This is a genomic window from Streptomyces sp. NPDC044061 (genome assembly GCF_056434305.1).
Genome location: NZ_JBWKFL010000005.1, coordinates 1 through 25,939 on the forward strand (window position 1 = coordinate 1; position 25,939 = coordinate 25,939).

At 72.4% G+C, this 25,939-nt stretch carries 25 protein-coding genes; 12 read left to right on the forward strand and 13 right to left on the reverse strand.

Annotated features, from left to right (window positions below):
- The first annotated feature begins 255 nt into the window (after positions 1-255).
- A complete protein-coding gene (locus AC07CM_RS09475) occupies positions 256-1,554 on the forward strand; it encodes a DUF6986 family protein (protein ID WP_478875761.1) in 1,299 nt (432 codons plus the stop codon).
- A 79-nt stretch (positions 1,555-1,633) separates the two neighbouring features.
- Here the strand turns inward: AC07CM_RS09475 and AC07CM_RS09480 are convergent, their stop codons facing one another.
- Together AC07CM_RS09480 and AC07CM_RS09485 are read right to left on the reverse strand one after the other, a co-directional pair.
- Entirely contained in the window at positions 1,634-2,440 is an 807-nt protein-coding gene (locus tag AC07CM_RS09480) for a hypothetical protein (protein WP_478875762.1), read from the reverse strand.
- 7 nt (positions 2,441-2,447) lie between these two features.
- On the reverse strand, positions 2,448-3,497 hold the full coding sequence (locus tag AC07CM_RS09485) for a LacI family DNA-binding transcriptional regulator (protein ID WP_478875763.1): 1,050 nt from the start codon (positions 3,495-3,497) through the stop codon (positions 2,448-2,450).
- A 213-nt stretch (positions 3,498-3,710) separates the two neighbouring features.
- On the opposite strand from AC07CM_RS09485, the gene AC07CM_RS09490 reads away from it, so the two are divergent.
- Positions 3,711-4,664, forward strand: a complete 954-nt coding sequence (locus AC07CM_RS09490; RefSeq protein WP_478875764.1) for an ROK family protein — start codon at positions 3,711-3,713, stop codon at positions 4,662-4,664.
- Positions 4,665-4,704: 40 nt separating this feature from the next.
- Here the strand turns inward: AC07CM_RS09490 and AC07CM_RS09495 are convergent, their stop codons facing one another.
- Together AC07CM_RS09495 and AC07CM_RS09500 are read right to left on the reverse strand one after the other, a co-directional pair.
- Positions 4,705-6,729 carry an NPCBM/NEW2 domain-containing protein gene (locus tag AC07CM_RS09495; RefSeq protein ID WP_478875765.1) on the reverse strand — a complete coding sequence of 675 codons (2,025 nt, stop codon included), beginning with the start codon at positions 6,727-6,729 and terminating at the stop codon, positions 4,705-4,707.
- Between the two features lie 209 nt (positions 6,730-6,938).
- A complete protein-coding gene (locus AC07CM_RS09500; protein WP_478875766.1) occupies positions 6,939-7,292 on the reverse strand; it encodes a hypothetical protein in 354 nt (117 codons plus the stop codon).
- A 171-nt stretch (positions 7,293-7,463) separates the two neighbouring features.
- On the opposite strand from AC07CM_RS09500, the gene AC07CM_RS09505 reads away from it, so the two are divergent.
- Complete coding sequence (locus tag AC07CM_RS09505) at positions 7,464-7,655, forward strand: hypothetical protein (RefSeq protein WP_478875767.1); 192 nt, start codon at positions 7,464-7,466, stop codon at positions 7,653-7,655.
- Positions 7,656-7,788: 133 nt separating this feature from the next.
- Positions 7,789-8,844 (forward strand): NUDIX hydrolase, encoded by a 1,056-nt coding sequence (locus tag AC07CM_RS09510; protein ID WP_478875768.1) that lies wholly within the window; start codon positions 7,789-7,791, stop codon positions 8,842-8,844.
- Between the two features lie 78 nt (positions 8,845-8,922).
- On the opposite strand, the gene AC07CM_RS09515 is transcribed toward AC07CM_RS09510, so the two are convergent.
- Together AC07CM_RS09515 and AC07CM_RS09520 are read right to left on the reverse strand one after the other, a co-directional pair.
- Complete coding sequence (locus tag AC07CM_RS09515; RefSeq protein WP_478875769.1) at positions 8,923-9,639, reverse strand: MBL fold metallo-hydrolase; 717 nt, start codon at positions 9,637-9,639, stop codon at positions 8,923-8,925.
- Positions 9,640-9,962: 323 nt separating this feature from the next.
- On the reverse strand, positions 9,963-11,318 hold the full coding sequence (locus AC07CM_RS09520; RefSeq protein WP_478875770.1) for a M20/M25/M40 family metallo-hydrolase: 1,356 nt from the start codon (positions 11,316-11,318) through the stop codon (positions 9,963-9,965).
- Between the two features lie 131 nt (positions 11,319-11,449).
- Here AC07CM_RS09520 and AC07CM_RS09525 point away from each other — a divergent pair, with 131 nt between their 5' ends.
- The gene (locus AC07CM_RS09525; RefSeq protein WP_478875771.1) at positions 11,450-12,700 is read left to right on the forward strand and encodes a geranylgeranyl reductase family protein; all 1,251 of its coding nucleotides are present in this window, start codon (positions 11,450-11,452) and stop codon (positions 12,698-12,700) included.
- On the opposite strand, the gene AC07CM_RS09530 is transcribed toward AC07CM_RS09525, so the two are convergent.
- The gene (locus tag AC07CM_RS09530) at positions 12,690-13,145 is read right to left on the reverse strand and encodes a nitroreductase/quinone reductase family protein (protein ID WP_478875772.1); all 456 of its coding nucleotides are present in this window, start codon (positions 13,143-13,145) and stop codon (positions 12,690-12,692) included. The genes AC07CM_RS09525 and AC07CM_RS09530 overlap by 11 nt on opposite strands.
- Positions 13,146-13,290: 145 nt before the next feature.
- Here AC07CM_RS09530 and AC07CM_RS09535 point away from each other — a divergent pair, with 145 nt between their 5' ends.
- Positions 13,291-13,983, forward strand: coding sequence for a TetR/AcrR family transcriptional regulator (locus AC07CM_RS09535; protein ID WP_478875773.1), 693 nt, complete (start codon positions 13,291-13,293; stop codon positions 13,981-13,983).
- 33 nt (positions 13,984-14,016) lie between these two features.
- Here the strand turns inward: AC07CM_RS09535 and AC07CM_RS09540 are convergent, their stop codons facing one another.
- Complete coding sequence (locus tag AC07CM_RS09540) at positions 14,017-15,054, reverse strand: medium chain dehydrogenase/reductase family protein (RefSeq protein WP_478875774.1); 1,038 nt, start codon at positions 15,052-15,054, stop codon at positions 14,017-14,019.
- 173 nt (positions 15,055-15,227) lie between these two features.
- Between AC07CM_RS09540 and AC07CM_RS09545 the strand changes: the two genes are divergently transcribed.
- The 3 genes from AC07CM_RS09545 (at position 15,228) to AC07CM_RS09555 (ending at position 17,894) form a co-directional block, all read left to right on the forward strand.
- Positions 15,228-15,920 (forward strand): TetR/AcrR family transcriptional regulator, encoded by a 693-nt coding sequence (locus tag AC07CM_RS09545; protein WP_478875775.1) that lies wholly within the window; start codon positions 15,228-15,230, stop codon positions 15,918-15,920.
- Positions 15,921-16,011: 91 nt separating this feature from the next.
- Entirely contained in the window at positions 16,012-17,232 is a 1,221-nt protein-coding gene (locus AC07CM_RS09550; RefSeq protein ID WP_478875776.1) for a sensor histidine kinase, read from the forward strand.
- Positions 17,229-17,894 carry a response regulator transcription factor gene (locus AC07CM_RS09555; protein WP_478875777.1) on the forward strand — a complete coding sequence of 222 codons (666 nt, stop codon included), beginning with the start codon at positions 17,229-17,231 and terminating at the stop codon, positions 17,892-17,894. Before AC07CM_RS09550 ends, AC07CM_RS09555 begins: the two co-directional genes overlap by 4 nt.
- Here the strand turns inward: AC07CM_RS09555 and AC07CM_RS09560 are convergent.
- A complete protein-coding gene (locus AC07CM_RS09560; RefSeq protein ID WP_478875778.1) occupies positions 17,855-18,139 on the reverse strand; it encodes a DUF6332 family protein in 285 nt (94 codons plus the stop codon). The genes AC07CM_RS09555 and AC07CM_RS09560 overlap by 40 nt on opposite strands.
- A gap of 74 nt (positions 18,140-18,213) precedes the next feature.
- The gene (locus AC07CM_RS09565) at positions 18,214-19,704 is read right to left on the reverse strand and encodes an MFS transporter (protein WP_478875779.1); all 1,491 of its coding nucleotides are present in this window, start codon (positions 19,702-19,704) and stop codon (positions 18,214-18,216) included.
- A gap of 85 nt (positions 19,705-19,789) precedes the next feature.
- On the opposite strand from AC07CM_RS09565, the gene AC07CM_RS09570 reads away from it, so the two are divergent.
- Positions 19,790-20,188, forward strand: coding sequence for a MarR family winged helix-turn-helix transcriptional regulator (locus AC07CM_RS09570; RefSeq protein WP_478875780.1), 399 nt, complete (start codon positions 19,790-19,792; stop codon positions 20,186-20,188).
- A gap of 7 nt (positions 20,189-20,195) precedes the next feature.
- Here the strand turns inward: AC07CM_RS09570 and AC07CM_RS09575 are convergent, their stop codons facing one another.
- The gene (locus tag AC07CM_RS09575; protein ID WP_478875781.1) at positions 20,196-20,930 is read right to left on the reverse strand and encodes a maleylpyruvate isomerase family mycothiol-dependent enzyme; all 735 of its coding nucleotides are present in this window, start codon (positions 20,928-20,930) and stop codon (positions 20,196-20,198) included.
- 530 nt (positions 20,931-21,460) lie between these two features.
- Positions 21,461-22,624, reverse strand: a complete 1,164-nt coding sequence (locus AC07CM_RS09580; protein WP_478876121.1) for an MFS transporter — start codon at positions 22,622-22,624, stop codon at positions 21,461-21,463.
- A 433-nt stretch (positions 22,625-23,057) separates the two neighbouring features.
- On the opposite strand from AC07CM_RS09580, the gene AC07CM_RS09585 reads away from it, so the two are divergent.
- Entirely contained in the window at positions 23,058-23,453 is a 396-nt protein-coding gene (locus tag AC07CM_RS09585) for a luciferase domain-containing protein (RefSeq protein ID WP_478875782.1), read from the forward strand.
- A 682-nt stretch (positions 23,454-24,135) separates the two neighbouring features.
- On the opposite strand, the gene AC07CM_RS09590 is transcribed toward AC07CM_RS09585, so the two are convergent.
- Positions 24,136-24,915 carry a DeoR/GlpR family DNA-binding transcription regulator gene (locus AC07CM_RS09590; RefSeq protein WP_478875783.1) on the reverse strand — a complete coding sequence of 260 codons (780 nt, stop codon included), beginning with the start codon at positions 24,913-24,915 and terminating at the stop codon, positions 24,136-24,138.
- A 124-nt stretch (positions 24,916-25,039) separates the two neighbouring features.
- Between AC07CM_RS09590 and AC07CM_RS09595 the strand changes: the two genes are divergently transcribed.
- Positions 25,040-25,921, forward strand: coding sequence for an SIS domain-containing protein (locus AC07CM_RS09595; protein ID WP_478875784.1), 882 nt, complete (start codon positions 25,040-25,042; stop codon positions 25,919-25,921).
- Positions 25,922-25,939 lie beyond the last annotated feature (18 nt).

Consider the following 25,939-nt stretch of genomic DNA (forward strand, 5'->3'; position numbering starts at 1 on the left):
CCCGATCTTCGACCTCGTCGACTACGGCGTCGTCGGCGACCTCTTCGACGTCGTCCCGCAGCTCACCGAGGAGATCAAGACCCGCAAGGGCTGAGTTCCCCTCTCGCTGTACGAGGCCCCCGTGACCGACGCGGTCACGGGGGCCTCGGTGCATCCTGGATGCGTCCCGGCAGGTGTTGACCGGCGGGAACCACCCCGGATAACTTCATTCTACGGATTGTTGATTCCGTACTGCGGAAAATTGGAGGGTGTGGGATGGGTCAGCAGGAGAAGGTGGCGACAAGCCTCGCGGGCGCCGTCAGCGAGGAGATCAGCGCCTCCCTCGCGCCGGTCGACGCGGAACTGGAGCGCCGCTACCCCGGCGACCCGGGCACCCGTCAGCCCGTCCACACCGTGTACGTCCCCGGTGACGCCTTCGCCGCCGACACCATCCGCTCCTGGGGCGACCGGGCCCTCGCGGCCCTCGACGAGCACGCCCCGGACGCGGCCTCGTTCGCGGCCGTCCTCGGGCTGTCCGACGACCTCGCCGAGCCGGTCCACTCCCGCGTCCGCGCCAAGCTGGAGCGCGAACCGATCGAGGACCTGCGCGTCGACTTCGAGGACGGCTACGGACCCCGCCCGGACGCCGAGGAGGACGAGGCGGCGGCCCGCGCCGCCCGTCTGATCGCCGAGGCCTTCGAGAACGGCACGGCGGCCCCGTACATGGGCATCCGCATGAAGTGCATGGAGGCCGCGGTGCGCGACCGGGGCATCCGCACCCTCGACGTCTTCCTCACCGGCCTGATGGAGGCGGGCGGCCTGCCCGAGGGGCTGGTGCTGACCCTGCCGAAGGTGACGTACCCCGAGCAGGTCAGCGCGTTCGTACGTCTCCTGGAGGCCTTCGAGAAGGCCCGCGGTCTGGAGCCGGGCCGCCTCGGCTTCGAGATCCAGATCGAGACCAGCCAGTCCATCCTCGCCACCGACGGCACCGCCACCGTCGCCCGCATGATCCAGGCCGCCGAGGGCCGCGCCACGGGCCTTCACTACGGCACCTTCGACTACAGCGCCTGCCTCGGCGTCTCCGCCGCCTACCAGGCCGGCGACCACCCCGCCGCGGACCACGCCAAGGCCGTCATGCAGGTCGCCGCCGCGGGCACCGGCGTACGCGTCTCGGACGGCTCGACCAACGTCCTGCCGGTCGGCCCGACCGCGAAGGTGCACGACGCCTGGCGCCTGCACTACGGCCTCACCCGCCGCGCCCTCTCCCGCGCCTACTACCAGGGCTGGGACATGCACCCCGGTCACATCCCGACCCGCTACGCCGCTGTCTTCGCCTTCTACCGCGAGGGCTTCGAGCAGGCGGCGGCCCGGCTCGCCCGCTACGCGAACCGCGCCGGCGGCGACGTCATGGACGAGCCCGCCACCGCCAAGGCCCTCAGCGGCTACCTGCTGCGCGGCCTGGACTGCGACGCCCTCGACATCGCCGAGGTCGCCCGGCTCAGCGGCCTGACCAGGGCCGACCTGGAGGGCTTCGCGGCGCCCCGGCGCGGCGACCTGACGGCATCCACCAAGTAGCGGACTCCGCAGGGGAGTCGGGTGGCGGGTCGGACCGGACGGCGGGAGACCGGCACACCGGCGTTCCCGTCGACGACCTCTACCGCGGAGGCGGAGAGGGCGGCGACGGCGGGGCACCGGCGCCCGGCATCCCCGTCCACCGGCCGTCGACGTACGACTCCAGTCCGGACTGCGTCACCCACCGGTGCTCCGCGAACAGCCGTGTGCCCCGCGCGCACAGAGCGGGGTCCGAGCGGGCCCGCACACTGAACTCCTCCGGGGAGACGCCGAACAGCTGCCTCAACCGGGCGGATTCCAGGAGGAGTTCGGTCAGCAGGGTGTGCTGGTCGCCGGGGTGCCTGCGGGGCACACCGGCACCGTTGTGCAGCACTCCGTGCCGGTTGACGTACACATGGGCGCCGGGTAGCACCTGACCGTCCGTCAGCTCGATGCGCACGTCCGGCGCGGGCAGCCAGGCCCGGCGGAAGTTGCCGTTGGGCAGCGGCACGCCCTCACTGGTGTCGATCGCGGACAGTTGCCGTCGGTCCAGCCAGATGACGAACAACTCGCGTACGCCGCGCGAGGACGCGACGGGCGAGGCGGAGACGTAGCCGAGACGGCTGACGTGCGCCGAGACGCCCACGTCGACCCCGCGCACCCGTGCCCGCACCATCGGCAACGGGGAGGCGATCCCGAACTCCGCCATCTTGTGCCGCAGTTGGGCCGGGCTGGCGTTGGAGCCGACCGCGAGGACCGGCGCCCGGTCGTCGTACACCAGGCGTTCGAGCGGGAACATGCGGTCACCGTGCAACAGCCCGGAATCGGGGGGCCAGGCGCCCGGATAGAGCAGCGGATGCTCGCGCGGTGCCTCGGCGAGGCCGAGTTCCTCCAGCGTGCGGCCGGTCACGGGTGTCTCACCCGGCGGGCGGCAGCTCGCCTGAGCCACGGGTGATCAGGCGGGTCGGCAGCTCGATGCGCTCCGGTGCGACGAGGCTGCCGTCCAGCTGGCGGAAGAGACGCTCGGCGGCGGTCCGGCCGAGGGCTGCCGAGTCCTGGGCGACCACCGTGACGCCCGGCTGGAGCAGATCGGCCAGCTCGATGTCGTCGAAGCCGACGAGGGCGACCGGACGGGAGTGCTCGGCGAGGACCCGGATCACCGTGACCGTCACCCGGTTGTTGCCCGTGAAGATCGCGGTGACGGGGGAGGGGCCCGAGAGCATCTCCTCGGCCGCCCGGCGCACCCGCACCGGATCCGTCGCACCGAGGGACATCCACCCGTCCTCGACCGGTATCCCGGCGTCCTCCATGGCGGCCCGGTAGCCGCGCAGCCGCTCGGCGGCGGTGTGGATGCGCGGCATGTCGCCGATGAAGCCGATCCTGCGATGACCGTGCGCGATCAGATGGGCGACGCCGTCGCGGGCGCCACCGTAGTTGTCGGACAGGACGACGTCGGCGTCGATCCTTCCGGCGGGGCGGTCCACGAACACGGTGGCCACGCCCGCCCTGATCTCCGGCTCCAGGTAGCGGTGGTCGTCACCGGCCGGGATCACCACGAGACCGTCCACCCGCCGTGCGCACAGGGCCAGCGCGAGCTCCTGCTCCCGCTCCGGGTCCTCCGCGCTGGAGCCGTTGATCAGCAGGGCGCCGTGGGCGCGGGCCACCTCCTCCACCGCGCGGCTCAGCGGGCCGTAGAAGGGATCCGCGAGGTCCTCCAGGACCAGGCCGATGCTGGCCGTACGGCCCTTGCGCAGGACGCGCGCGCTGTCGTTGCGCCGGAAGCCCAGCGCCTCGATCGCCTCCTGGACGCGGCGCTCGGTGTCCGGGGTGACGCCGGGCTCGCCGTTGACCACGCGGGACACCGTCTTCAGGCCCACTCCGGCCCGTGCCGCCACGTCCTTCATCGTCGGGCGGTTGCCGTAACGGGTGCCGGGGAGGCGCTCTGCGCGGCGGGTGGTCTCGGGCACGATGCGGTGTCCTGTCCTGTCGTCCGTGTCGTCCACTGGGGGGAGGTGCGGCGAACCATGGGGTTGTATGAGGATGTGGCGTCGAGCATAGAGCCTGGACAACGTTGTCAGATGCGCGAGAGACTGTCCACCGCTGCTCCGGCCCGCGCCCCCACCGCTCGACCGGCCTGCTTTTCTCTGGTTCTCAAGGTTCAACGGGGAGATCTGACTCTGATGCACACCGACCTCGTGGCGGCCCTGGACATCGGCGGCACCAAGATCGCCGGCGCACTGGTGGACGCTCACGGACGGATCCAGGCCCGTGCGCAGCGCGCGACGCCCGCACAGAAGGACGGCGAAACGGTCATGCGGGCCGTCGAGGAGGTGCTCGGCGACCTCGCCGGGTCATCCCTGTGGGGACGCGCCGGCTCGATCGGCATCGGCAGCGCGGGCCCGGTGGACGCCTCGGCGGGCACGGTGAGCCCGGTGAACGTGCCGGGCTGGCGCGACTTCCCGCTGGTCGAACGGGTACGCGCGGCCACCGGGGGCCTGCCGGTCGAGCTGATCGGCGACGGGGTGGCGATCACGGCGGCCGAGCACTGGCAGGGCGCCGCCCGCGGCCACGACAACGCGCTGTGCATGGTGGTCTCCACGGGGGTCGGCGGCGGCCTGGTCCTCGGCGGGCAGCTGCACCCCGGTCCCACCGGCAACGCCGGTCACATCGGGCACATCAGCGTGGACCTCGACGGAGACCCGTGCCCGTGCGGTTCACGCGGCTGCGTCGAGCGCATCGCCAGCGGCCCCAACATCGCCCGCCGGGCCCTGGAGCAGGGCTGGCGGCCGGGCCCGGGCGGGGACACCTCGGCCGCCGCGGTGGCCGCCGCCGCCCGGGAGGGCGACCCGGTCGCCGTGGCCTCCTTCGAGCGGGCCGCGCAGGCCCTGGCCGCCGGGATCGCGGCCACCGCGACCCTGGTGGAGATCGACATCGCGGTGATCGGCGGGGGCGTCGGCAAGGCCGGCGACATCCTCTTCACGCCCCTGCGCAAGGCCCTCGCCGACTACGCGACCCTCTCCTTCGTTCAGCGGCTGACCGTCACGCCCGCGCAGATGGGCACGGACGCCGGCCTGGTCGGGGCCGCCGCGGCCGCGCTGGCCCGGAGGCCGGACGCGACCGCGGCGGGGGTCTGAGGCCTCCGAAAAGGGCGTCCGGAAACCCCTGAGCATCGTTTCAGCAGCTGATCCGGGCGTCCGCCCAGTCCGCGTGGTCCGAGTCGATGCCGTCACCGCCGTCGGTGACGACGAGGCGGACCACCTGGGCGCCGGTGACATCGGCGGTGAGCGGTTGGGCGGGCTGCGCGTTGGTCAGCACGCCGGTCGAGGCGGCCCTGGTGCCGTCCGCCCAGATCTCGAAGGCGACGGTGCCCTTGGCGCCCTTCTCGTCGTCCACGCCGACCTCGGCGGTCACCTTCCCGCAGGCCTTTCCGGTGTAGAAGGAGACCTCGCTCTCCGCGTGGACCCCGAGCCCCTTGGCGTACACCGCGCCGCCCACGGTGATCGGACGGCCGTCGCCCGCGGCGCTCTCGCCGTTGCTGGTGTCACGCTCGACCGGCCCCCAGCCGCTGGTCGCCGACACCCACGGCAGGTCGCTGAGGTACGACGTCCCGGTGGGCGGCGGCAGTGCGACGGTCGCGGTCAGCGGGAGGCTTCCGGTGACGAGCTCTCCGCCGGGCGAACGGTAACTCGCCTTGAGCGAGAGGCCGTACGATCCCGTCGGCGTACCCACCGGAGCGGTCACCGTCCAGCCGGTGCGCAGGGACCTGCCCGTGGAGAGTGCGGCGGCCGTGGTCGCCGAGGCCGCGCGCACGGTCCAGCCGTCCGGGCCGGTCAGCGACACGGACACCCGGCGCATGGGCGTGCGGCCCAGATCGGTGACGGTCGTGGTCAGCGTGGCCGGGGTGCCCGCCTCCACGAACGGGCTCCCGTCCAGGCCGAGTTCGGCGGCGGGCGGGTTGGCGGCCCAGTCCGGGTCGGCGGAGACCCGCAGCAGGACCGTGCCGTGGGCCGGGACGGTGGCCGCGATGGTGCCCGCTGTGTTGTAGCCGCGGTGCTGCCACAGGTCGCGCAGAGTGTAGGCGGGGGCGGCCGGCAGACCGACGGCGCTCGCGGTGGTGGCGATCCGCTGGGCGGTGCCGGACTCGTTGAACAGGGCGACCGCGCGGCTGCCGTCCTTCATCTCCTTGGCGATCACCCAGCGCCCGCCCGCCGAGGACACCACGGTGCCCTGCTTGCCCAGCGGGTCCTGGTCGACGGCGATGACCTCCTTGTTGTCCAGGATGTCGAGGGTCGCCTGTGAGGCCTTGCGCAGATCGGTGCCGATGAGCAGCGGCGCGGCCATGACCGACCAGAGGGAGAAGTGGGAGCGGTACTCGGTGTCCGTCATGCCGCCGTTGCCCACCTCCAGCATGTCGGGGTCGTTCCAGTGCCCGGGCCCGGCGTACGGTGCGAGGGGCAGGTTCTGCTTGAGGATCGACAGCATCGAACCCCAGCTGTCGCTGATGTCACCGGTGGTCCGCCACAGATGGCCGACGTCCGAGGCCCACTCCCAGGGCTTGTTCTGGCCCCATTCGCAGATGCTGTAGACGATGGGCCGGCCGGTCGCCCGCAGCGCGTCGCGCATGGTGGTGTAGCGCTGCTTGGCGTCGACACCGAGGTTGTTGCAGTTGTCGTACTTGAGGTAGTCCACACCCCAGTCGGCGAACTGCCGTGCGTCGCTGTACTCGTGGCCGAGCGCGCCTGGGAAGCCCGCGCTGTTGCAGGTCTTGGTGCCGGCGCTGGTGTAGATGCCGAGCTTGAGGCCCTTGGAGTGGACGTAGTCCGCGACGGCCTTGATCCCGTTCGGGAAGCGGGCCGGGTCGGGCACGAGCTTGCCGTTCGCGTCCCTGGCGGGCAGGGCCCAGCAGTCGTCCAGGTTCACGTACTGGTAGCCGGCGTCCTTCAGTCCCTTGTCCACGAAGAGGTCCGCGATCCCCTTGACCATGGCCTCGTCGAAGTCGGCGCGGCAGTGCGTGGAGTTCCAGTTGTTGAACCCCATGGGCGGGGTGAGGGCGAGGCCGTCGCCCAGGGCGGGCGCGGCGAGGGGATGTGCGGCGGGGGCGGCGACGGCGGGCGCGGCCGGCGCCGCCGTGCACAGCAGCCCCGCGGTGAGCGCTCCGGCCACTCTTCGGCGGGTGGTGCGGGTGTGAGGGTGACGCATCGTTGACGTTCCTCCGACTCGCGAAAGCTGGAATGGCGGCATGTACGTGTCACCGGTGCGCGTTTACGGTAGGACGTGTCGGACTGTGTTGGAAGAGATGCGTCCGGATAGTTCGATACTTCGTCACACTCCTTGACAGCCTGGCATTTCGGGGAGTGACGGAGGGCCCGGGCGTTCGGTTGTGTTGGATCGCCCGGCCTTCCGCGACCTCACCGGAACTCGTGCACGACCTCTATCCGGCCGACGATGTGCGCGTTGAACTCGTCCAGCTCCTCGGCGGGGACCCACAGCTCCAGGATCGTCTCCCCGCCGGCCTGCCGGACGGGGTAGCGGCGGAGGAACTCCGCGTCGACCTCGAATCGCGTCACGAAGCCGGCGCCGTCGTGCTTCACGTTCCAGTCCCGGGCGATCCGGATCGCGTAGTCCTCGTTGAGCACCGGGTAGAAGATCGGCTGCTCGGGCAGTCGAGGTGGCCACGCCCTCCAGTCCAGCTCCCGGACCAGGTCCAGCTCCTTGGGGCCGGTGGGGCGCCAGAGGGTGGTGGTCGGGCGGGGGCTGGTCATGACGGTGACTCTCCTGGTCGGGGCCCGCCGTGCTCGCGGCGGGCCGGGAACCGGACGATACCGGCCCGGTGATCACCGCGGCCACGGGGTTTCGACGTGGCCGACCCGAGCGTGAGGACGCAATCGGTGTGAACCGCGTGACCCGCGGACGGTTGCGCAGTTGATCCGGGCATGAAGAAGCGCAGCATGCTCGCCATCGCCAGCCTCGCCACCGGATTCGTCGTGGCCGCCGTCACCCCGTCCCACGCCGCGGAGAAGGGTCCCGTCCAGGACCTCAACGTCTCCGGCACCATCGACAACGTCGACCACTTCGTCAGCCAGGACAGCTTCGCCCCGGACGACGACGCGCTGGTGCAGGAGTAGCCCTGGGCGAATGTGCCGGTGTTCCCGCAGCAGGGGCACCGGCACTCGCGTGCGGGCGCCCTCAACTGGATGTGGTTTCCGTGGCAGGGTGGAGCGGGCAAGCCACAGGGGGCCAACAGAAGAGGGGGAGTCCGTGACCGTCGTCTGGATCAACGGCGCGTTCGGTGCGGGGAAGACCACGACCGCACGGGAGCTGATCGAACTGATCCCGAACAGCACGCTCTTCGACCCCGAGGTCATGGGTGGAGCGCTCTCGCACCTGCTGCCGCCCAAGCGCCTCGCCGACGTCGGCGACTTCCAGGACCTGCCGATCTGGCGCCGGCTCGTGATCGACACGGCTGCCGCGATGCTCGCCGAGGTGGGCGGGACCCTCGTGGTGCCCATGACCCTGCTGCGCCAGGAGTACCGCGACGAGATCTTCGGCGGCCTCGCCGCCCGCCGGATCTCCGTACGGCATGTGCTCCTCGCCCCGGCGGAAACGATCCTGCGCGAGCGGATAGCCGGGCGGGAGATCCCGTCCGACGTGCCCGACGGCGAGCTGCGGGTACGGCAGTGGGCGTGCGACCACATCGAGCCCTACCGGGCCGCCCTCGCCTCCTGGCTCACCGCCGACGCCCACCTCGTGGACACCAGTGCCCTCACCGCGTACGAGACCGCCGTGCGCATCGCCGACGCAGTCGGCAGCGGCGCCGTACCCCCGTGCGACATCGTGCAGACCCCCGAGCCCACCGCCGAGACCCTCGCCGCCGGCGTGCTGCTCTTCGACGAGCAGGACCGGGTGCTGCTCGTGGACCCCACCTACAAGCCGGGCTGGGAGTTCCCCGGCGGGGTGGTCGAGCGCGGCGAGGCCCCCGCCCGCGCCGGCATGCGCGAGGTCGCCGAGGAGACCGGGATACGGCTGCGGGAGGTGCCCCGGCTGCTGGTCGTGGACTGGGAGCGGCCCGCGCCTCCCGGCTTCGGCGGTCTGCGCCTGCTCTTCGACGGCGGCCGGCTCGACTCCGCCGAGGCCGCCCGGGTGCTGCTGCCGGGGCCGGAGCTGCGCGAGTGGCGCTTCGCGACCGAGCAGGAGGCCGCCGACATGCTGCCCCCGGTCCGCTACGAGCGGCTGCGCTGGGCGCTGCGGGCCCGCGAGCGCGGTGCCGCGCTCTACCTGGAGGCCGGTGTGCCGGTCGCCGGACAGGCTGCCTGATCCGGGAACGGCCGGCAGGAGCGGGCGGAGCACACCCCGGACCTCACCGCCGGCGCCCGGCCCCACGGCGTCCCACGGTCAGCCGGTGGCCGGGTGGCTCTCCGCCGCTCGCCGCAGTGCCCCCGAAGCCCCGCCCACCACGGGGTCGCCGTGCCCGAAACACGCCACGTCCACGTCGAGGGCCGCCAACCGGTGGAGGGCGGCCAGGAGTCGATGCCGGTCGAGGTTGAACACGCCGGGCATCACCGCCCCGTCGACCGGCGAGGCAGCCACCGTGTCGCCCGTGAACAGCACGCCCTCGCCGGGCAGGAGCAGGGCGATGCTGCCGTCCGTGTGCCCGGGCACGTGCAGCACCCGCGCACCGCCGCCGAAGTCCAGCACGTCACCGTCGGACACGGGTGTCACGCTCGGTGGGCGCACCGGCTCGCCCGAAGGCAGGCGCTGCGAGACCTCCGCGTGGATCGGCAGCTCCCAGTCCTCGAACCGCGGGGGCGGGCCCGGGCGTTCACCCCGGACGAACGGCGCGTCCAGGTGGTGGGCCAGTACCTCGGCGCCGCTGAGCGCGGCGAACTCGCCCGCCCCGCCCGAGTGGTCTGCGTGGAAGTGGGTCAGCACGATCCGTCGTACGTCCCCGGGTGCGCGGCCCAGCGCCGTGAGCGCGTCGGCGATCGTTCGGCCCGAGCCGATCGCGCCCGCGTCGATCAGCGTCGATTCCTCGCCGTCGTGCCAGAGGTAGGCCTGCCCGACGGCGAAGCGCAGCAGGTGGAGGCGGGGAAGCAGTTCGACGACGTCCATGCGCCGACGCTAGGCGGCATCCCCGCCCGAGGGCGAGAGCGCTCTGCCGTCGGCAGAAGGGTCGGCCTCTGTCGGCGAATTCCGGCCGGCAGGGCGGTGGCCTCCATCGAGGGCGCTCCGGTGCTGTGCGACTCACGCCCCGCCCCCGAACGTCACTGCGCGCGGGCACCCCCGCCGCCACCGGCCCCCGCCGTTCGGGCGGGCGCCGGGGGCGGACGCAGGGGAGGTGACGACTGGGCCTCGGGCCTCTCTTTCGGATCTTGCCGGGGTCGCGGTGCGGACAGAAGGCTCGCTCCGAGCCGGCCTGATCCGAGGGAAAGACCCTAGCCCGCCGCGTAGTTGCGCAGGAACAGCGCCTCGGCGACCGACAGGCGCTCCAGCTCCTCGGGGGACACGCTCTCGTTGACCGCGTGGATCTGGGCCTCCGGCTCGCTCAGGCCGATCAGCAGGATCTCGGCCCGCGGGTAGAGACCGGCGAGGGTGTTGCACAGCGGGATGGAGCCGCCCTGGCCGGCGTACTGCATGGTCTCGCCCGGGTAGGCGACCGCCATCGCGTCGGCCATCGCCTGGTAGGCCGGGCTGGAGGTGTCGGCGCGGAACGCCTGGCCCTGGCCGATCTGCTCGGTCGTCACCCGCGCACCCCACGGGGTGTGCGCCTCGATGTGCGCCTGGAGCAGCTTGGTGGCCTCGGCCGCGTCCACGCCCGGCGGCACCCGCAGGCTGACCAGGGCCCGGGCGCTCGACTGGACCGAGGGGGTGGCACCCACCACCGGCGGGCAGTCGATACCGAGCACCGTGACGGCCGGGCGGGCCCAGATACGGTCGGCCACCGAGCCGTCACCGATCAGACCGACCCCGTCCAGCACCTTGGCGTCCTTGCGGAACTGCTCGTCGGTGTACTCGAGACCGCCCCACCGGGCCGCGGCGTCCAGCCCGTCGACCGTGGTCGAGCCGTCCGCCGCGCGCAGCGAGTCCAGAACGCGGATCAGCGCGGCCAGCGCGTCCGGGGCGGCACCGCCGAACTGGCCCGAGTGCAGGTTTCCGGCGAGGGTGTCGATCTGGACGCGGACCAGCGTCATGCCGCGCAGGGTGGTGGTCACCGTCGGCAGACCCACGCGGAAGTTGCCCGCGTCGCCGATCACGATCGTGTCCGCCTCCAGCAGCTCCGGGTGCTGCTCGGCGTACCGCTCCAGGCCTCCCGTGCCCTGCTCCTCGGAGCCCTCGACGATCACCTTCACGTGCACGGGCACGCCGCCGTTCGCCTTCAGCGCCCGCAGCGCGAGCAGGTGCATGATCAGACCGCCCTTGCAGTCGGCTGTCCCGCGGCCGTACCAGCGGCCGTCCCGCTCGGTCAGCTCGAACGGCGGGGTGGTCCAGCCGGACTCGTCCAGCGGCGGCTGCACGTCGTAGTGCGCGTAGAGCAGAATCGTTTTGGCACCCTCCGGGCCCGGCAGGTACCCGTAGACCGACTGCGTGCCGTCCGGGGTGTCGAGCAGCGCCACGTCCACGAAGCCCTCGGCGCGCAGCGCGTCGGCGATCCAGCTCGCGGCGCCCTCGCTCTCGCTCTTCGGGAACTGTGCGAAGTCCGCCACCGACTTGAAGGCGACCAGTTCGGTCAGCTCCGCCTTCGCCCGGGGCAGCAGCGAGGCGACGGTCTCGGCGACCGGATTCGACGACATGGGCACGCTCCTCGTAGGTGCGACGTTGTACGGCTGGGTACACCGATCCTCGCACAGCGGCCTGTGGCGATCGTCGCCGTAGGATGCGGGGGACAGGTGCGGCAGCGGCTTGATCGGAGCAGTAGACCATCGTGAGCGGCGAGAACTCTTCGGCGGGCGACGTGCAGCGGGTGTGGGACGTCGTCGTGGTGGGCGCGGGACCCGCAGGGGCCTCGGCCGCCTACGCGGCGTCGGTCGCGGGGCGGCGTGTGCTGCTGCTGGAGAAGGCCGAGCTGCCCCGCTACAAGACGTGCGGCGGTGGCATCATCGGCCCCTCGCGCGACGCGCTGCCGCCCGGCTTCGAGCTGCCCTTCCAGGACCGCGTGCACGCGGTCACGTTCTCGAACAACGGACGCTTCACCCGTACCCGCCGCTCCAAGCAGATGCTGTTCGGGCTGATCAACCGGCCCGAGTTCGACCAGCAGCTGGTGGAGCACGCCCAGAAGGCGGGCGCCGAGCTGCGTACGGGCGTCACCGTGCAGCGCGTCGAGCAGCACGGCTCCGCGGTGCCCGACCGGCGCACCGTCGCCGTGGTGCTCCAGGGCGGGGAGACGGTGCTGGCCCGCGCGGTCGTCGGCGCCGACGGCAGCGCCGGCCGGATAGGGGCGCACGTCGGGGTGAAGCTGGACCAGGTCGACCTCGGCCTGGAGGCGGAGATCCCGGTCCCGCGGACGGTCGCCGAGGACTGGAAGGGACGGGTGCTCATCGACTGGGGCCCGATGGCGGGCAGTTACGGCTGGGTGTTCCCGAAGGGCGACACCCTGACGGTCGGCGTGATCTCGGCCCGCGGTGAAGGCGCCGCCACCAAGCGGTACTTGGAGGACTTCATCGCCCGGCTCGGGCTGGCCGGCTTCGAACCGAGCATCTCCTCCGGGCACTTGACCCGCTGCCGCGCCGACGACTCGCCGCTCTCCCGCGGCCGCGTGCTGGTCTGCGGTGACGCGGCGGGGCTGCTGGAGCCGTGGACCCGTGAGGGCATCTCCTTCGCGCTGCGCTCGGGCCGGCTGGCGGGGGAGTGGGCCGTCCGGATCGCCGAGGCGCACGACGGGGTCGACGCCCGGCGCCAGGCGCTGAACTACGCGTTCGCGATCAAGGCGGGGCTCGGCGTGGAGATGAGCGTCGGCAAGCGCATGCTGGCCGCGTTCGAACGGCGCCCCGGCATCTTCCACGCGGTCCTCACCGGCTTCCGTCCCGCCTGGCGGGTGTTCAAGGACATCACGCAGGGGTCGACCTCCCTGGGCGAGCTGGTCCGCTGCCACCCGATCGCCCAGCGCGCCCTGACCGCGCTGGACCGGGGACCGGCCGCCCCCGCAGTCTCGGCGGAGGACCCCGTCACTTCGTGACGGTGATCCGGAAGACCGGGTGGTCGGGGGCGATCGCCAGGATCTCCTCGTCGGAGGAGTCGGCCGTGACGCCCGCGAAGTATTGCTTGACCTGCCAGCCCCACTTCTCCAGGTAGGTCCGCAGGATCGGGAGCTTCTCCTCGTCGGGAAGCTCCACCGCGGTGAACGCACGCACCTTCCTGCCCACCCGCAGTTCTCCACCGTTCGCGGCCCGCATGTTGCGCACCCACTGGGAGTAGCCGCGGGCGGAGACGAGGTACTGACCGCCCTCGTAGGTGTGCGGGTTGACCGGGACACGCTGCATCCGGCCGCTCTTGCGGCCGCGTACGGACAACTCGGCGTTCCCCGCGAGGCTGAGCCCGTGGCGGGCGAGCCAGCCGACCACCCCGTTCAGCCGGACGGTCAGCGGGCTGCTCTTGACGTAGAACGGCGAAGACGACGACATGGTGACCCCCACGGTTTGGGAGAGCGGTGCTCTCGCTGGACTTCAGTGTGGGACAGACGGGTGCCCGAAGCAAGAGCACTGCTCTCTTTTCTGGTCACCGATCTCGTTTGTGTGCACTGCTCTGCCGCCGTGGCACACTGCTGGCATGAGCACCGCACAGGGCGCCCGCGCGAGAGCCAGGATCGAAGTCACCGCGGCCATCAAGGACGCGGCGCGCAGACAGCTCGCGGCGGGGGGCGCCGCCAAGCTCTCCCTGCGGGCCGTCGCCCGCGAGCTGGGCATGGTCTCCTCCGCGCTCTACCGCTACTTCCCCAGCCGTGACGACCTGCTGACCGCGCTGATCATCGATGCCTACGACTCCCTCGGCGTGGCGGGCGAGACGGCGCACGCCCAGGTCGGGGAAGGGGACTTCGTGCGGCGTTGGACGGTGGTGTGCGAGGCGGTGCGCGGCTGGGCGCTGGCGCATCCGCACGAGTACGCGCTGATCTACGGCTCCCCCGTGCCCGGCTACGCCGCCCCCGAGACCACCGTGCCGGCCGCCTCCCGCATCGGTCTGCTCCTCATCGGCGTCGTCCGTGACGCCCACCAGGGCCCGGGCCTCGCCGACCTGCCCCTCTCCGCCGAGCTGCGCCCGGAGGCCGAGCGCATGGCGGCCGACCTGGCCCCCGACCTGCCGCCCGAGGCGGCGGCGGCCCTGGTGGCCGCCTGGGCGCAGCTGTTCGGGCTGGTCGGCTTCGAGCTGTTCGGGCAGTTCCGTCGAGTGGTGGAGGACCGGGAGGCGTTCTTCCGGCACGCGGCCCTCCAGCTCGCCCGGACCGTCGGCCTGACCCGTCCCTGACGGCCGGAGGGCCGGGCCGGCTGCCGGCCCCACCTACGCCTCCGGGATCAGGACGACCTTCCCGGCCACCGTGCCGGACTCGGCCAGCCGCATCGCCTCGGCGACCTCGGTCAGCGGCAGCCGTGCCGCGACGTGAGCGGTCAGCTCCCCACGCCCGAGGGCCTGGAACACCTCGGTCAGGTCGGTGCGCAGCCGGGACCGGAAGCGGTCCTTGTTCAGGGCGCGTCCCGCCCAGACGTTGAAGAAGTACGCGTGGCGGCCGTTGGGCAGCGCGTTCCACAGCCACACCCGGCCCAGGATCTTCAGTACCGGCCACTGCTTGGAACCCGTGTCGTCCCGGGTCGTGGCGCTGCCGTAGGAAACGAGGGTCCCGCCGGGTGCGAGCAGTCGCCAGGAGTCGATGACGCTGCGCCCGCCGAGGTGGTCGAAGACCGCGTCGACTCCGCCGGGCGCGAGTTCCCGTACCCGGGCCGGCACGTCCTCGTCGCGGTAGTCGACCGGGGTGACGCCGATGGCGCGCAGGGTCGCGTGGTGGCGCGCGGACGCCGTGCCGATCACCTTCAGGCCGGCCGCCCGCGCGAGCTGCACCAGCACCGTGCCGACGCCGCCGTTGGCGCCGTGGACGAGGATCGTGCCGCCGCTGCGCACCCGGGCCTTGCGGTGCAGCATCTGCCAGGCGGTGATCCCGTTGACGACCAGCGTCTCCGCCTCCGCCGCGCCGATCCCGTCCGGCACCTCCACCGCGTCGGCCGCGTCGAGCAGCACGTGGCTGGCCCAGCCGCCGACCTTGACGAGTGCCGCCACCCGCCGGCCGACGAGGCCGGGTGTGACGCCGGTGCCGGTCGTGAGGACCGTGCCGACCAGGTCGTAGCCGGGCACGAAGGGGAACGGCGGCTGGTCGTAGTACCGGCCCCGGCGCATCTGCTGCTCGGCGAAGGACACCCCGGTGGCCTCCACCCGGACCACGATCCGGCCGGGGCCCGGCGCCGGAATCTCCCGGTGCCGCAACCGCAGGCCCTCGGGCTCGACCGTGCCCGGCAGGACGACCTCGACCAGTTCCTTGCTTTCCATCACGACCTCCAGGTCGGGCTGGAGCGGCTCCGGCTAGAGCAGCTCGCTTGCGTTAGAAGCTATAACTAAACTGATGGCTATTCTCCTTCATGTCAAGCCTTCTCCGTCAGAATTGTTACGGCCTATCTCGCCAGTGATAGGTTGAAACCCCGACGACGAGGAGCGTGAAGGCGATGGCGGCAGGCGCGGCGAGTCCACGTGAGCGGTACCGAAGCCAGGTGCGGGCCGAGATCAAGGCGCGGGCCTGGGAGCAGATCGCCACGGCCGGGGCATCGGGGCTGTCCCTCAACGCCATCGCCAAGGACCTGGGCATGAGCGGCCCGGCGCTGTACCGGTACTTCGGCGGCCGCGACGACCTGATCACCGAGCTGGTGCGGGACGCCTACCGCAGCCTCGCGGACACCTTCCGCGCCGCGGCCGACGCGGGCACGGGGCCGGCCGGTCTGGCCCGGGCCATGCGCCGCTGGGCCCTGGAGGACCCCCAGCGCTACTTCCTCGTCTACGGCACTCCGGTCCCCGGCTACCGGGCGCCGGACGACACCACCGCGATCGCCCGGGAGATCATGACGGCCCTGCTGGACGCGTGCGCGGCCGAGGATGCCGGGGCGGCCGGGGACATGAGCCCCGTGTCGGCCGTGGATCCGGAGCCCGGGGCGGGCGACGCTCTCCTGACCCATCTCGCGGACCACCGTCAGTGGGCGGGGGGCCACCCCGCCGCGCCGCAGGTGCTGCGCCGTGCCCTGGCCTTCTGGACCCGCCTGCACGGCGTCCTCTCCCTGGAACTCGCCGGTCACTTCACCGGCATGGGCTTCGACCCGGAGCTGCTGTTCACCGCCGAGGTCGAAGGACTGACGGGCGGACGCTGAACGCACGGGCGGCCGTACTCCGCGGGGAGTATCCGTGATCACCTCGCCCGGCTGACGTCGTCGTGGCCCATCCGCGTTTAGCGTGGCGGGCATGGAAGAGCAGCGCGGCCGCGGCCCCTCGCACTGGTGGCGGTACGGGCCCCCGTGGTGGAACCGCCCCGACGAGCCGGAGCCGCACCCTGCCCGCCTGCCCTGGCGCTCCACCGCGCTGGTCACCGCGTTCGTCCTCGTCGGCTCCAACTTCGCCGCGCACGCGCAGCCCCAACGCGAGCAACTCGACCTCTACGCGCGCCTCCTGCTGCTCGCCGCCTCGCTCCCGCTGCTGTGGCGGCACCGCCACCCGGTTGCGGTCGCCTTCGGCACCGCGACGGCAGCCCTGGTCTACCTGGCCGCGGGCTATCCCTACGGTCCGGTGTTCCTGGCCGTGGCGGTCAGCTGCTTCAGCGCCGTCGTCGCAGGTCACCGGCGAGCCGCCTGGGCTGCCGTGGGCCTGCTGTGGGTGGGGCACGCGCTGGTCGCGCTCTGGCTCTACCGCTGGCTTCCGCCCCCGGGCGACAAGGCCGCGGGCGTGGGCCAGGAGATCGTCGTCGCCACCTGGGTGCTGGCCGTCGTCGCGGTCTGCGAACTGGCCCGGGTACGGCGCGAGCAGTGGGCGCGGGAGCGCGCCGACCGCGCCCAGGCCGCCAGGCGCCGCGCGGACGAGGAGCGGCTGCGGATCGCCCGCGAACTGCACGACGTCCTCGCGCACAGCATCTCCGTCATCAACGTCCAGGCGGGCATGGGCCTCGCGCTGCTGGACAGCGACCCCGAGCAGGCGCGGGCGGCGCTCACCACCATCAAGGCCGCGAGCAAGGAGGCGCTCGGCGAGGTGCGCCAGGTCCTCGACACCCTGCGTGCCCCCGGCGCGGCGCCGCGCGCCCCCGCGCCCGGCCTGGACCGGCTGCCCGAACTGGTCGAACAGGCGGCGGCCGCGGGCCTGACCGTCGACGTCCAGGGCGAGCCCCCGCACCTGTCGCCCGGCGCGGGCCTGGCGGCCTTCCGCATCGTGCAGGAGGCCCTGACCAACGTCGTACGGCACTCGGGATCACGGCACGCGCGCGTGCGGTTCCAGCAGGACGGCGGCGAACTGCGGCTGTGGATCGACGACGACGGGCCCGCGACCGGGGCCGACGCCGGCGGCAGCGGGAACGGGCTGGCCGGCATGCGGGAGCGGGCGGCCGCACTGGGTGGCACCATCGAGGCGGGTCCGCGCCCCGACGGAGGATTCCGGGTGCTCGCCGTACTGCCCGTGCACAGCAGGGAGGTCCAGTGATCCGGGTACTGCTCGCCGACGACCAGTCGCTCGTGCGGGCCGGTTTCAAGGCGCTGCTCGACGCACAGCCGGACATCGAGGTGGCCGGGGAGGCGGCGGACGGCGAGGAGGCCCTGCGCCGAGTGCGTGAACTGCGGCCCGACGTCGTGCTGATGGACATCCGCATGCCCCGGCTGGACGGCCTGGCGGCCACCCGGCACATCACCGGGGACGCGGAACTGAAGGACGTGAAGGTGGTCATGCTCACCACCTTCGAGCTCGACGAGTACGTCTTCGAGGCGATCCGCGCGGGCGCCTCCGGGTTCCTGGTGAAGGACACCGAGCCCGACGAACTCGTACGCGCCGTAAGGGCGGTGGTGGAGGGCGACGCGCTGCTGTCCCCGGGCGTCACGCGCCGGCTCATCGCCGAGTTCGCCGCCCGCTCCAAGGAGCCCGCGGCCGCCGGTGCCCTCGGCCAGCTGACGGAGCGGGAGCGGGAGGTGATGGCGCTGGTCGGCATCGGCCTGTCCAACGAGGAGATCGCCCGGCGCCTGGTGGTCAGCCCGCTCACCGCCAAGACCCATGTGAGCCGTACGATGGTGAAGCTGGGCGCCCGGGACCGCGCCCAATTCGTGGTGCTGGCCTACGAGTCGGGAGTGGTGCGACCGGGCTGGCTGGGCTGAGTCACCCGCCGGAAGCGGATCAGCACACTGACCACCCGGGCCACGAAGAGCACCGGAGCGAGCGCCAGGCCGAGCCGCAGCAGTGCCGTCGACAGCAGCTGGGGCAGGTCGAGGAGCAGCGCGGGCCCGGCGACCGCCCCGAACACCACGGCGGCCGCGAAGGCGGCGCTGACCAGCGCGTACCCGATCTCGACCGTCGCCGCGTCCTGCTCGGCCTTGGTCCGCCGTCCCCCGTACTCGTCCATCACGTCAGTCTCACAGGCTTGCGTCCGGCGGGGCAAGTGCCCCCCCGCCGGACGCACGTTGGAAGACGGGCCCCCTAGTCGCGGACCGCCACGCGTTCCGCCTCCGCCTCCTCCACAGTGGACCTGGCGACCACGATCGACGGCTGCGTACGACGGTTGCGCAGCCCGGCGAGGGTGATCAGCAGGCCGGCCACGGCGACGCCCGTGACGACCATGAAGCCGGGCCGGTAGCTGTCGAGGACGGTCTGCGGGGTGGTGTGCGCCGGGGCGGCCGCGGTCACCACGGCGGTCACCACGGCCAGGAAGATCGCCCCGCCCACCTGCACCGAGGTGTTGAGCAGGCCGGAGACCATGCCCTGCTCGTGATCCTCGACCCCGTTGGTGGCCTGGATGTTGAGCGAGGGGAAGACCAGCGCGCAGGCCGCGCCGATCAGCAGCATCGACGGCAGGATCACGGCCGCGTACACCGGGTCGAGGTCGACCCGCAGGAACAGCGCGTACCCGGCGACCATGAGCGCGAAGCCGGTCGCGATCAGCCGTGGGGTGCCGAACCGGTCGACGATCGCGCCTACCTTCGTCGACGACACCGCCACCAGCGCGCCCGCCGGCAGGAAGGCCAGCGCCGTGTGCAGCGCCGACCAGCCGAGAAGTGACTGCATGTACAGGGTCGTCAGGAACTGGAAGCCGACGTACGAGCCGAAGAAGGCGACCGCGCCGAGCTGGGCGCGGACCTGGCTGCCCGAGCGCAGTACGCCGAGCCGGATCAGCGGGCTCGCCGAGCGCCGCTCCACGAGGACGAACGCGGTCAGCAGGACGGCGACGGCCAGGAAGGACAGCAGCGTACGGGCGGAGGCCCAGCCGGCCTGCGGCGCCTGGACGACGGTGAAGACCAGCAGCAGCATCGAGGCGGTACCGAGGACGGCGCCCGGGATGTCGTAGCCGTCGTGGTTCTCCTCGCGGGCGCTGCGCGGCAGCAGCTTGAGACCGGCGGCGAGGGCGACGAGCGCGATGGGCGCGGGCAGCAGCATGGTGAGGCGCCAACTGGCCTCGGTGAGCAGCCCGGAGAGGACCAGGCCCATCGAGAAGCCGGTGGCCGCGCAGGTGGTGTAGATGGAGAGGGCGCGGTTGCGCAGCGGGCCTTCCGGGAACGTCGTGGTGATGATCGACAGACCCGCGGGGGCGGTGAAGGCCGCGCTCAGACCCTTGACGAAGCGGCTGGCGATCAGCAGCGGCCCCGAGTCCACGAGTCCGCCGAGCAGCGAGGCGAGCGCGAAGACGCCGAGCGCGACCAGGAACACCTGGCGCCGGCCGAGCAGGTCGGCGGTGCGGCCGCCGAGGAGGAGCAGCCCGCCGTATCCCAGGATGTAGCCGCTGACGACCCATTGCAGCGTCGACGTGGACAGATGGAGATCGGTGCCGATGGACGGCAGCGCGACGCCGACCATCGACACGTCGAGCGCGTCCAGGAACATCGCGGCGCAGAGCACGAGCAGCGTGCCCCACAGCCGGGGGGTCCAGCGAACCGCCGAGGACGGGGACGCGGGGGTGGTGAGCGGAGAGGTCATGACCAAGAGACTACATGCGCATGCATTCGATGCAAGCGCATTTAATTACGATGCAACAATCCTGGTTCTCTGCTACGGTGCGCGCATGGCGGCGAACAGGCCCGAGCAGGCGCTCGTGGAGCAGTGGCGGGACATCCTGTCTCTGCATGCCCGTACCCAGTGCGAGCTGGACCGGGTCCTGCACGGACACGGCCTGTGCGCCAGCGACTTCGAGGTCCTGGACCTGCTCGCCGAGGGCTCGGCGGCGGACGGCGGCTGTGCCTACCGTGTCCAGGAGATCTCGGAGCGGGTCCATCTCAGCCAGAGCGCGCTGTCCCGGCTGATCGGCCGCCTGGAGAAGGACGGCCTGGTCGAGCGGGCCATGTGCCCGGAGGACCGGCGCGGCGTCCGCGTGGTGCTCACGGTCAGGGGGCGCGAGCTGCACGGCGAGGTGCGGCCCCTGCAGCGCGCGGTGCTGGCCCGGATGCTGGCCGACGCCGACTGACCTGACGTCAGATCCCGGACTTCTCCCGCCACAGCGTGGCGAGGGAGTGATCACCGGTCACGCCCGGCATGGGTGCCCGGTTCCACAGTGCCAGGTACAACTGATCGGCGGGGCCCGCCAGTTCGGCCTCGGCTGCGCCGGACGCGTCCCGCGTGGTGACCGGCGGTTCCGTGGAGAGCCGTACCGTCCACACCGCGTCCGCGTCCACCGCCCGCACCCGCAGTACGCGCGGCCGCTCGGTGCGGACCCGGCTCCTGGGCCGGGCGTGGAAGCCGCGCAGCAGTTCGTCGATGCCGTCGGCCGCGAAGTCCGTGGCGATCGGGGACTTCGTGCCGCCCCGCGCCGCCTCGGCGTCACAGCGGTGGACGGCCGTCTCGTGCGCCTGCCGCCGGGTCCAGAACGCCAGCGGAGACGGGCAGGGCGCCGGATGGAAGGTCCAGCACTCCAGATCGGCCGGCGCGGCGGCCAGCGTGTCGACCAGCAGACGGTGACTGTCCCGGTACCAGGCCACCAGTGCGGCGCCCTCCAGATCCGGACCGTCACCGAGCGGGCGCGGCGTGGTGTGCCGGTCGGCGACGAGCGCGGCGGCCCACCGGTGCACCGCCCCCGTGTGCCGCAGCAGATCCCCGACCTGCCACTCCGGACAGGTCGGCACCTTGGCGTCGGTCCCGGCCTCTTCTGCGGCGGCGGCCAGCAGACGGCCTTCGCGGTCCAGCGTCTGAAGGTACTCGGAGGTCTCCATGGGGTTGAGTGTGCCGGACGGAGGGCACCACAGGGGAAGCCGTTTTCGGCGTGCCTCCGTGAAAGCCGCCGCCCGGCACGGTGCGGTGCGAGGTCAACCGGCCGCCGGAGTCAGATGATCCGGTCGAGACAACGTCTCGGACAGCGGCAGCCCGTCTCGTGCGGCAACGCTCCGACGCACCCGCAGTTCGGCACGCCTCCGCGGACGGTACTTGGGCTCCTTGCCGCACCCGCAGGCCGATCGCCCTTCGTAGCGCAACCCTTCCTCCAGCACCGCGGCAACCACGGACCATCCCCGGACGTCGCGCCTGGGCGGCGGAGCAAAGTCATGACCGGCGCAGATCAGAGGCCGGGCGCAGTTCGGGCACGGGTGCTCCCGCCGCGGATACGCATGCCGCTTGAAGCTGACACGACATGAGACGCATGCGTGGTGCAGCTTGTAGTAGGTCATGGGGTAGAAACACACCGGAGCACCGTACTGAGCAGCCCCTTGAGCAGACCACCCGATTCTGCGGGCCGACGGTCGTGCCGCTAGGCGCTCATCACCCGACGTGTCGCAACCCCGATGACCGCGGCCACCGCGGCCAGCGCGGCGACGCTGGTGAGTGCCGTGGGCAGCGAGAACCAGCCGGCCATGAAGCCGATCGCGGGTGGGCCGAGTAGCATGCCGCCGTAGCCCAGGGTGGAGGCGACGGCGACGCCCGACGGGCCGGTCAGTGCGCCGGCTCGTTCCACGGCGATCGGGAACAGGTTGGCCAGTCCGAGTCCCGTGACGGCGAAGCCGAGCAGTGCCGCCGACACGGAGGGCGCGAGCGAGCCGAGGAACATGCCGGTAGCGGCGGTGATGCCACCGGCGATCACGGTCCGGGCGCGTCCGAGGCGCTCCAGCAGCCGCGTCCCGGTCAGCCGGCCGAGAGTCATGGCCAGCGCGAAGCACGCGTACCCGGCGGCGGCCGTGCCGGGCGAGGCCGCCAGGTCCTGCTTGAGGTGGAGGGCACCCCAGTCGGCCATGGCGCCCTCGCCGTAGGCGGTGCACAGAGCGACCAGGCCGAAGACGGCGACCAGGCCACGGGTTCGGGTGTCCGAACGGTGCGTACCGCCCGGCTCCGGGCGGGGGCGGTCCGGCGGGACGGGTGGCTCGTGCCGCAGGAGGGCGCGTCCGGCGACCAGGGTGACCAGCAGGCCGACGAGTGCCAGGCCGAGCAGGTGCCGGGCCGGGGAGAGGGCGCCCGCGACGAGCCCGCCGAGCCCCGCGCCGACCATCCCGCCGAGGCTGAACGCCGCGTGGAAACTGGGCATGACGGGCCTGCCGAGGGCTGCCACCAGGTCGACGGCGGCACTGTTGAAGGCCACGTTGATGCCCCCGTAGGCGGCCCCGAACAGGAGCAGTACGGAACCGAGCGCGAGCGCCGAGTGGGTGAGCGGGGGCAGAGCGACGCTGAGCGAGAGGAGCACCGCGCAGACGACGGTCACCTGGTGACTGCCGAAGCGACGGCACAGCCGCCCGGTGAGGGTCATCGTCACGACCGCCCCGGCGGAGACCCCGAGCAGAGCGAGCCCGAGGGAGCCGACTGAGGCGTGTGTCTGGTGCTTGATGTCGGGGATGCGGACGACCCAGCCCGCGAAGACGAAGCCGTCCAGGGCGAAGAACGCGGTGATCGCGACGCGGAGGCGAGTGAGGCCGTTGCCCGGCACGACGCTGTGCGTTCGGGTTTTGTTTATTTGCGGCACAAAACAAGGCTAGGGGGCGGGTGCCGGGCTGGGCAAGAGGGTTTGGGCGGGTGCGGGGCGGTCGGGGTGAGGTCGGGCGGAGCGCTTGGGGGTGGTGGGCGGAGGTTGGATTTCGGTCAGGGTTCAGCGCATTCGCGCATGGGAACAGTCGCGCGGGTTTGTCACACGTGCGGCTGTTTGTCATACGGCGCTCCGTAGGCGGATTCTGCCCCTGAAGCGCCTCTGAGCAGCGCATACTTCCTGTTGTTGACCGGTCCGGGGTGGACAACACCGTTTCGGAACAGCCCTGTTCGGAGGGTGGGTCTCCATGGGTGCGTCCGAGTCGTTGACGGATACAGGTCGGTTAATGCTTGCTCACGAGCTGGTTACCGAAGGGTGAGCGGGCCATGATGGCCCCATGACGTTGGCCTCGCGCGCGCTCGCGCAACTGGCGACCTGGCCGGACCTGAGACAGGCCGTCCCGAGCTGCGGCCTGGGACAGGCCGTGCGTTCGGCGCAGGGTGAGATCGTCCACTTCCACTCGGACCGGGACGTCGATCTGCGGCTGACCGACCGGGCCATCCGGCGGTTCGCCAAGGATCTGAAGGGCTCGGGCGCCATCCGGATCGTGCCGGGCTCGCAGTGGGTGACCCTCCGGCTCGACGCCTCGAGCGACGTCGACCTGCTGCTGACCCTGGTGAGCGTGGCGCTCCAGGCCCAGCAGAGCTGGCCGGACCCGGCCGACCGTGCGGTGGTCGGCTGCAACGACCAGCGCGGGGCGGGGTTCGTGAAGGCGGACCTCGGCGGTATCTGACCTCACGGGCCGGAACCGCCCCGGCCGAACGGCGCCCGCTCCGCCGAGAGGGTGGCGAACGCCGAGCCTCCGGCGGTCGGTGTGAACCGTGTCGACCGGCAGGTTTCCTGCTCGCGCGACGTGCGGCGGTGGCTGTCGGGCCTTCGGTTCGCGGTGTGAACGGTGTTGACCGTGAGGGTCTTGCGCTCACGCGGCGTGCGGCGGTGACCGTCGGGCCTCCGGCGTGCGGGGCGAACGGCGGCGCCCCCGGCCTCCGGCGTGCGGGGCGAACGGACTTGACCGTCAGGGTCTTCCCGCTCACGCGGCGAACGGCGGCGACCGCCGGGCCTTCGACGCACACGGCGCCTTGCCGCGACCGCCGACCGTCAGGGCCTCCCTGGCACGGCGAACGCCGGGTGTCTCCGGGCACGCGGCGAACGGGGTGGCGGCCGGGGCCTCGCACTCGCGTCGTGAACGTCGGTGTATTGCCCGGGTCTCACAGGCAGGGCGGCCGTCGGGCGCCGCCCACTTGCACGGTGAACGGCGGTGGATCGCCAGGGCCTCCCACTCGAACGGCGGCCGTCGACTCGCACGGCAAATGGGGGCGACCATCGGAACCTCGTGCTGGCACGGCGAACGGCGTTGGCCGCCGGAACCTCTTGCTCGCACGGCGAATCGCGGGGCGACCGCCGGAACCTCCCGCTCACACGGCGAGGACCCGGATGCCGGCCTCCTCGAAGCGCTGCACGGTCTCCTCGTGCACCGCCGTGTCCGTGACGAGTGTGTTCACCAGCTCCGCCGCGCAGATGCGGGCGAACGCCCGCTGGCCCAGCTTGCTGGAGTCGGCGGCCACGACCACCCGCTCGGCGCGCTCGCACAGCAGCCGGTTGATCGCGGCCTCCGCCTCGTCGTGTGCCGCGGCACCGTGCGTGACGTCGAACGCGACCACCCCGAGGACGGCGACGTCCAGGGTGATCTGGCCGAGCACGCCGTCCGCGAGCGGGCCGATGAGTTCGTACGACTGCGGGCGCGCGACCCCACCGGTCACCACGATCTTGAACTGGGGCCGTACCGCGAGTTCGTTGGCGATGTTGAGCGCGTTCGTGACGATGGTGAGCGCCGGCGTTCCGGTGCCGAGGTCGCCGCGCACGGCCAGCGCGCGGGCCACCTCCGTGGTGGTCGTGCCGCCGGTCAGTCCGACCGCCTCGCCCGGTGCCACGAGATCCGCCACCGCCTTGGCGATCCGCTGCTTCTCGGAGGCGCGGCGGGCGGTCTTGTAGCGCAGGGGCAGTTCGTAGGACACCCCGTGCACCACCGCCCCGCCCCGCGTGCGCACCAGCATCTGCTGCTCGGCGAGCTGGTCGAAGTCCCGGCGGATCGTGGCCGCCGACACCTCCAGCTCGGCCGCCGCCTCCTCGACCTCCAGCCGGCCGCGCTCGACGAGCAGTTCGAGCAGCGCCTTCCAGCGGGCGTCCCGGGACATCCGCAGCCTCCGTTCTCCGTCTTCCCGGCGACCCTAGCGCACCCCACTCTGTGCACGAATGCTTGATTGTGCTCGAAAGCTCGCTATATCTTGCAAGAACAATCAGCAAGGGGAGGGTGTGGCCATGAGCCATGTCGAGGACGAGCTGAACAGCCAGCCGGAATGCTGGATACGCGCGGCCGAGGAGGCGGCGCGGTACGCCGGGGCGCTGCCGGGCGCGGGGGAGCGGGTCGCGATCGTCGGGTGCGGGACGTCGTACTTCATGGCGCAGGCCGCGGCCGCCCTGCGCGAGGCCTCCGGGCAGGGGGAGACGGACGCCTTCGCCGCGTCCGAGTTCCCGCGCGGCCGGTCCCACGACCGGGTCGTCGCCCTCACCCGCTCCGGCACCACCACCGAAGTACTGGAGCTGCTCGGGCAGTTGAGCGGGAGCACCAGGACCACGGCCGTCACCGCCGACCCCGCCACCCCCGTGGCGACGGCCGCCGACGACCTCGTGGTGCTCGACTTCGCCGACGAACGCTCCGTCGTCCAGACCAGGTTCGCCACCACCGCACTCACCCTCCTGCGCGCCCACCTCGGCCTGCACACCGACGCCGTCGTCGCCGACGCCCGCACGGCCCTCTCGGCATCTCTGCCCCAAGGGCTCGTGGACTGCACGCAGTTCACCTTTCTGGGGCGCGGCTGGACCGTCGGACTCGCGAACGAGGCCGGCCTGAAGATGCGCGAGGCCTCGCTGTCCTGGACCGAGGCCTACCCGGCGATGGAGTACCGGCACGGGCCGATCAGCATCACCACCGAGGGCACCGCGACCTGGATGCTCGGCGAGACGCCCGCGGGCCTCGCCGACCAGGTGCGCGGCACCGGCGGAATCTGGGTCGAGGGCGCCCTCGACCCGCTGGCCGAACTCGTGCGCGTCCAGCGCCTCGCGGTCGCCGTCGCCGCCCGGCGCGGTCTCGACCCGGACCGGCCGCGTCACCTCACCCGCTCGGTGATCCTCGCCCCTTGACCCGTGCCCCGGAAGGGA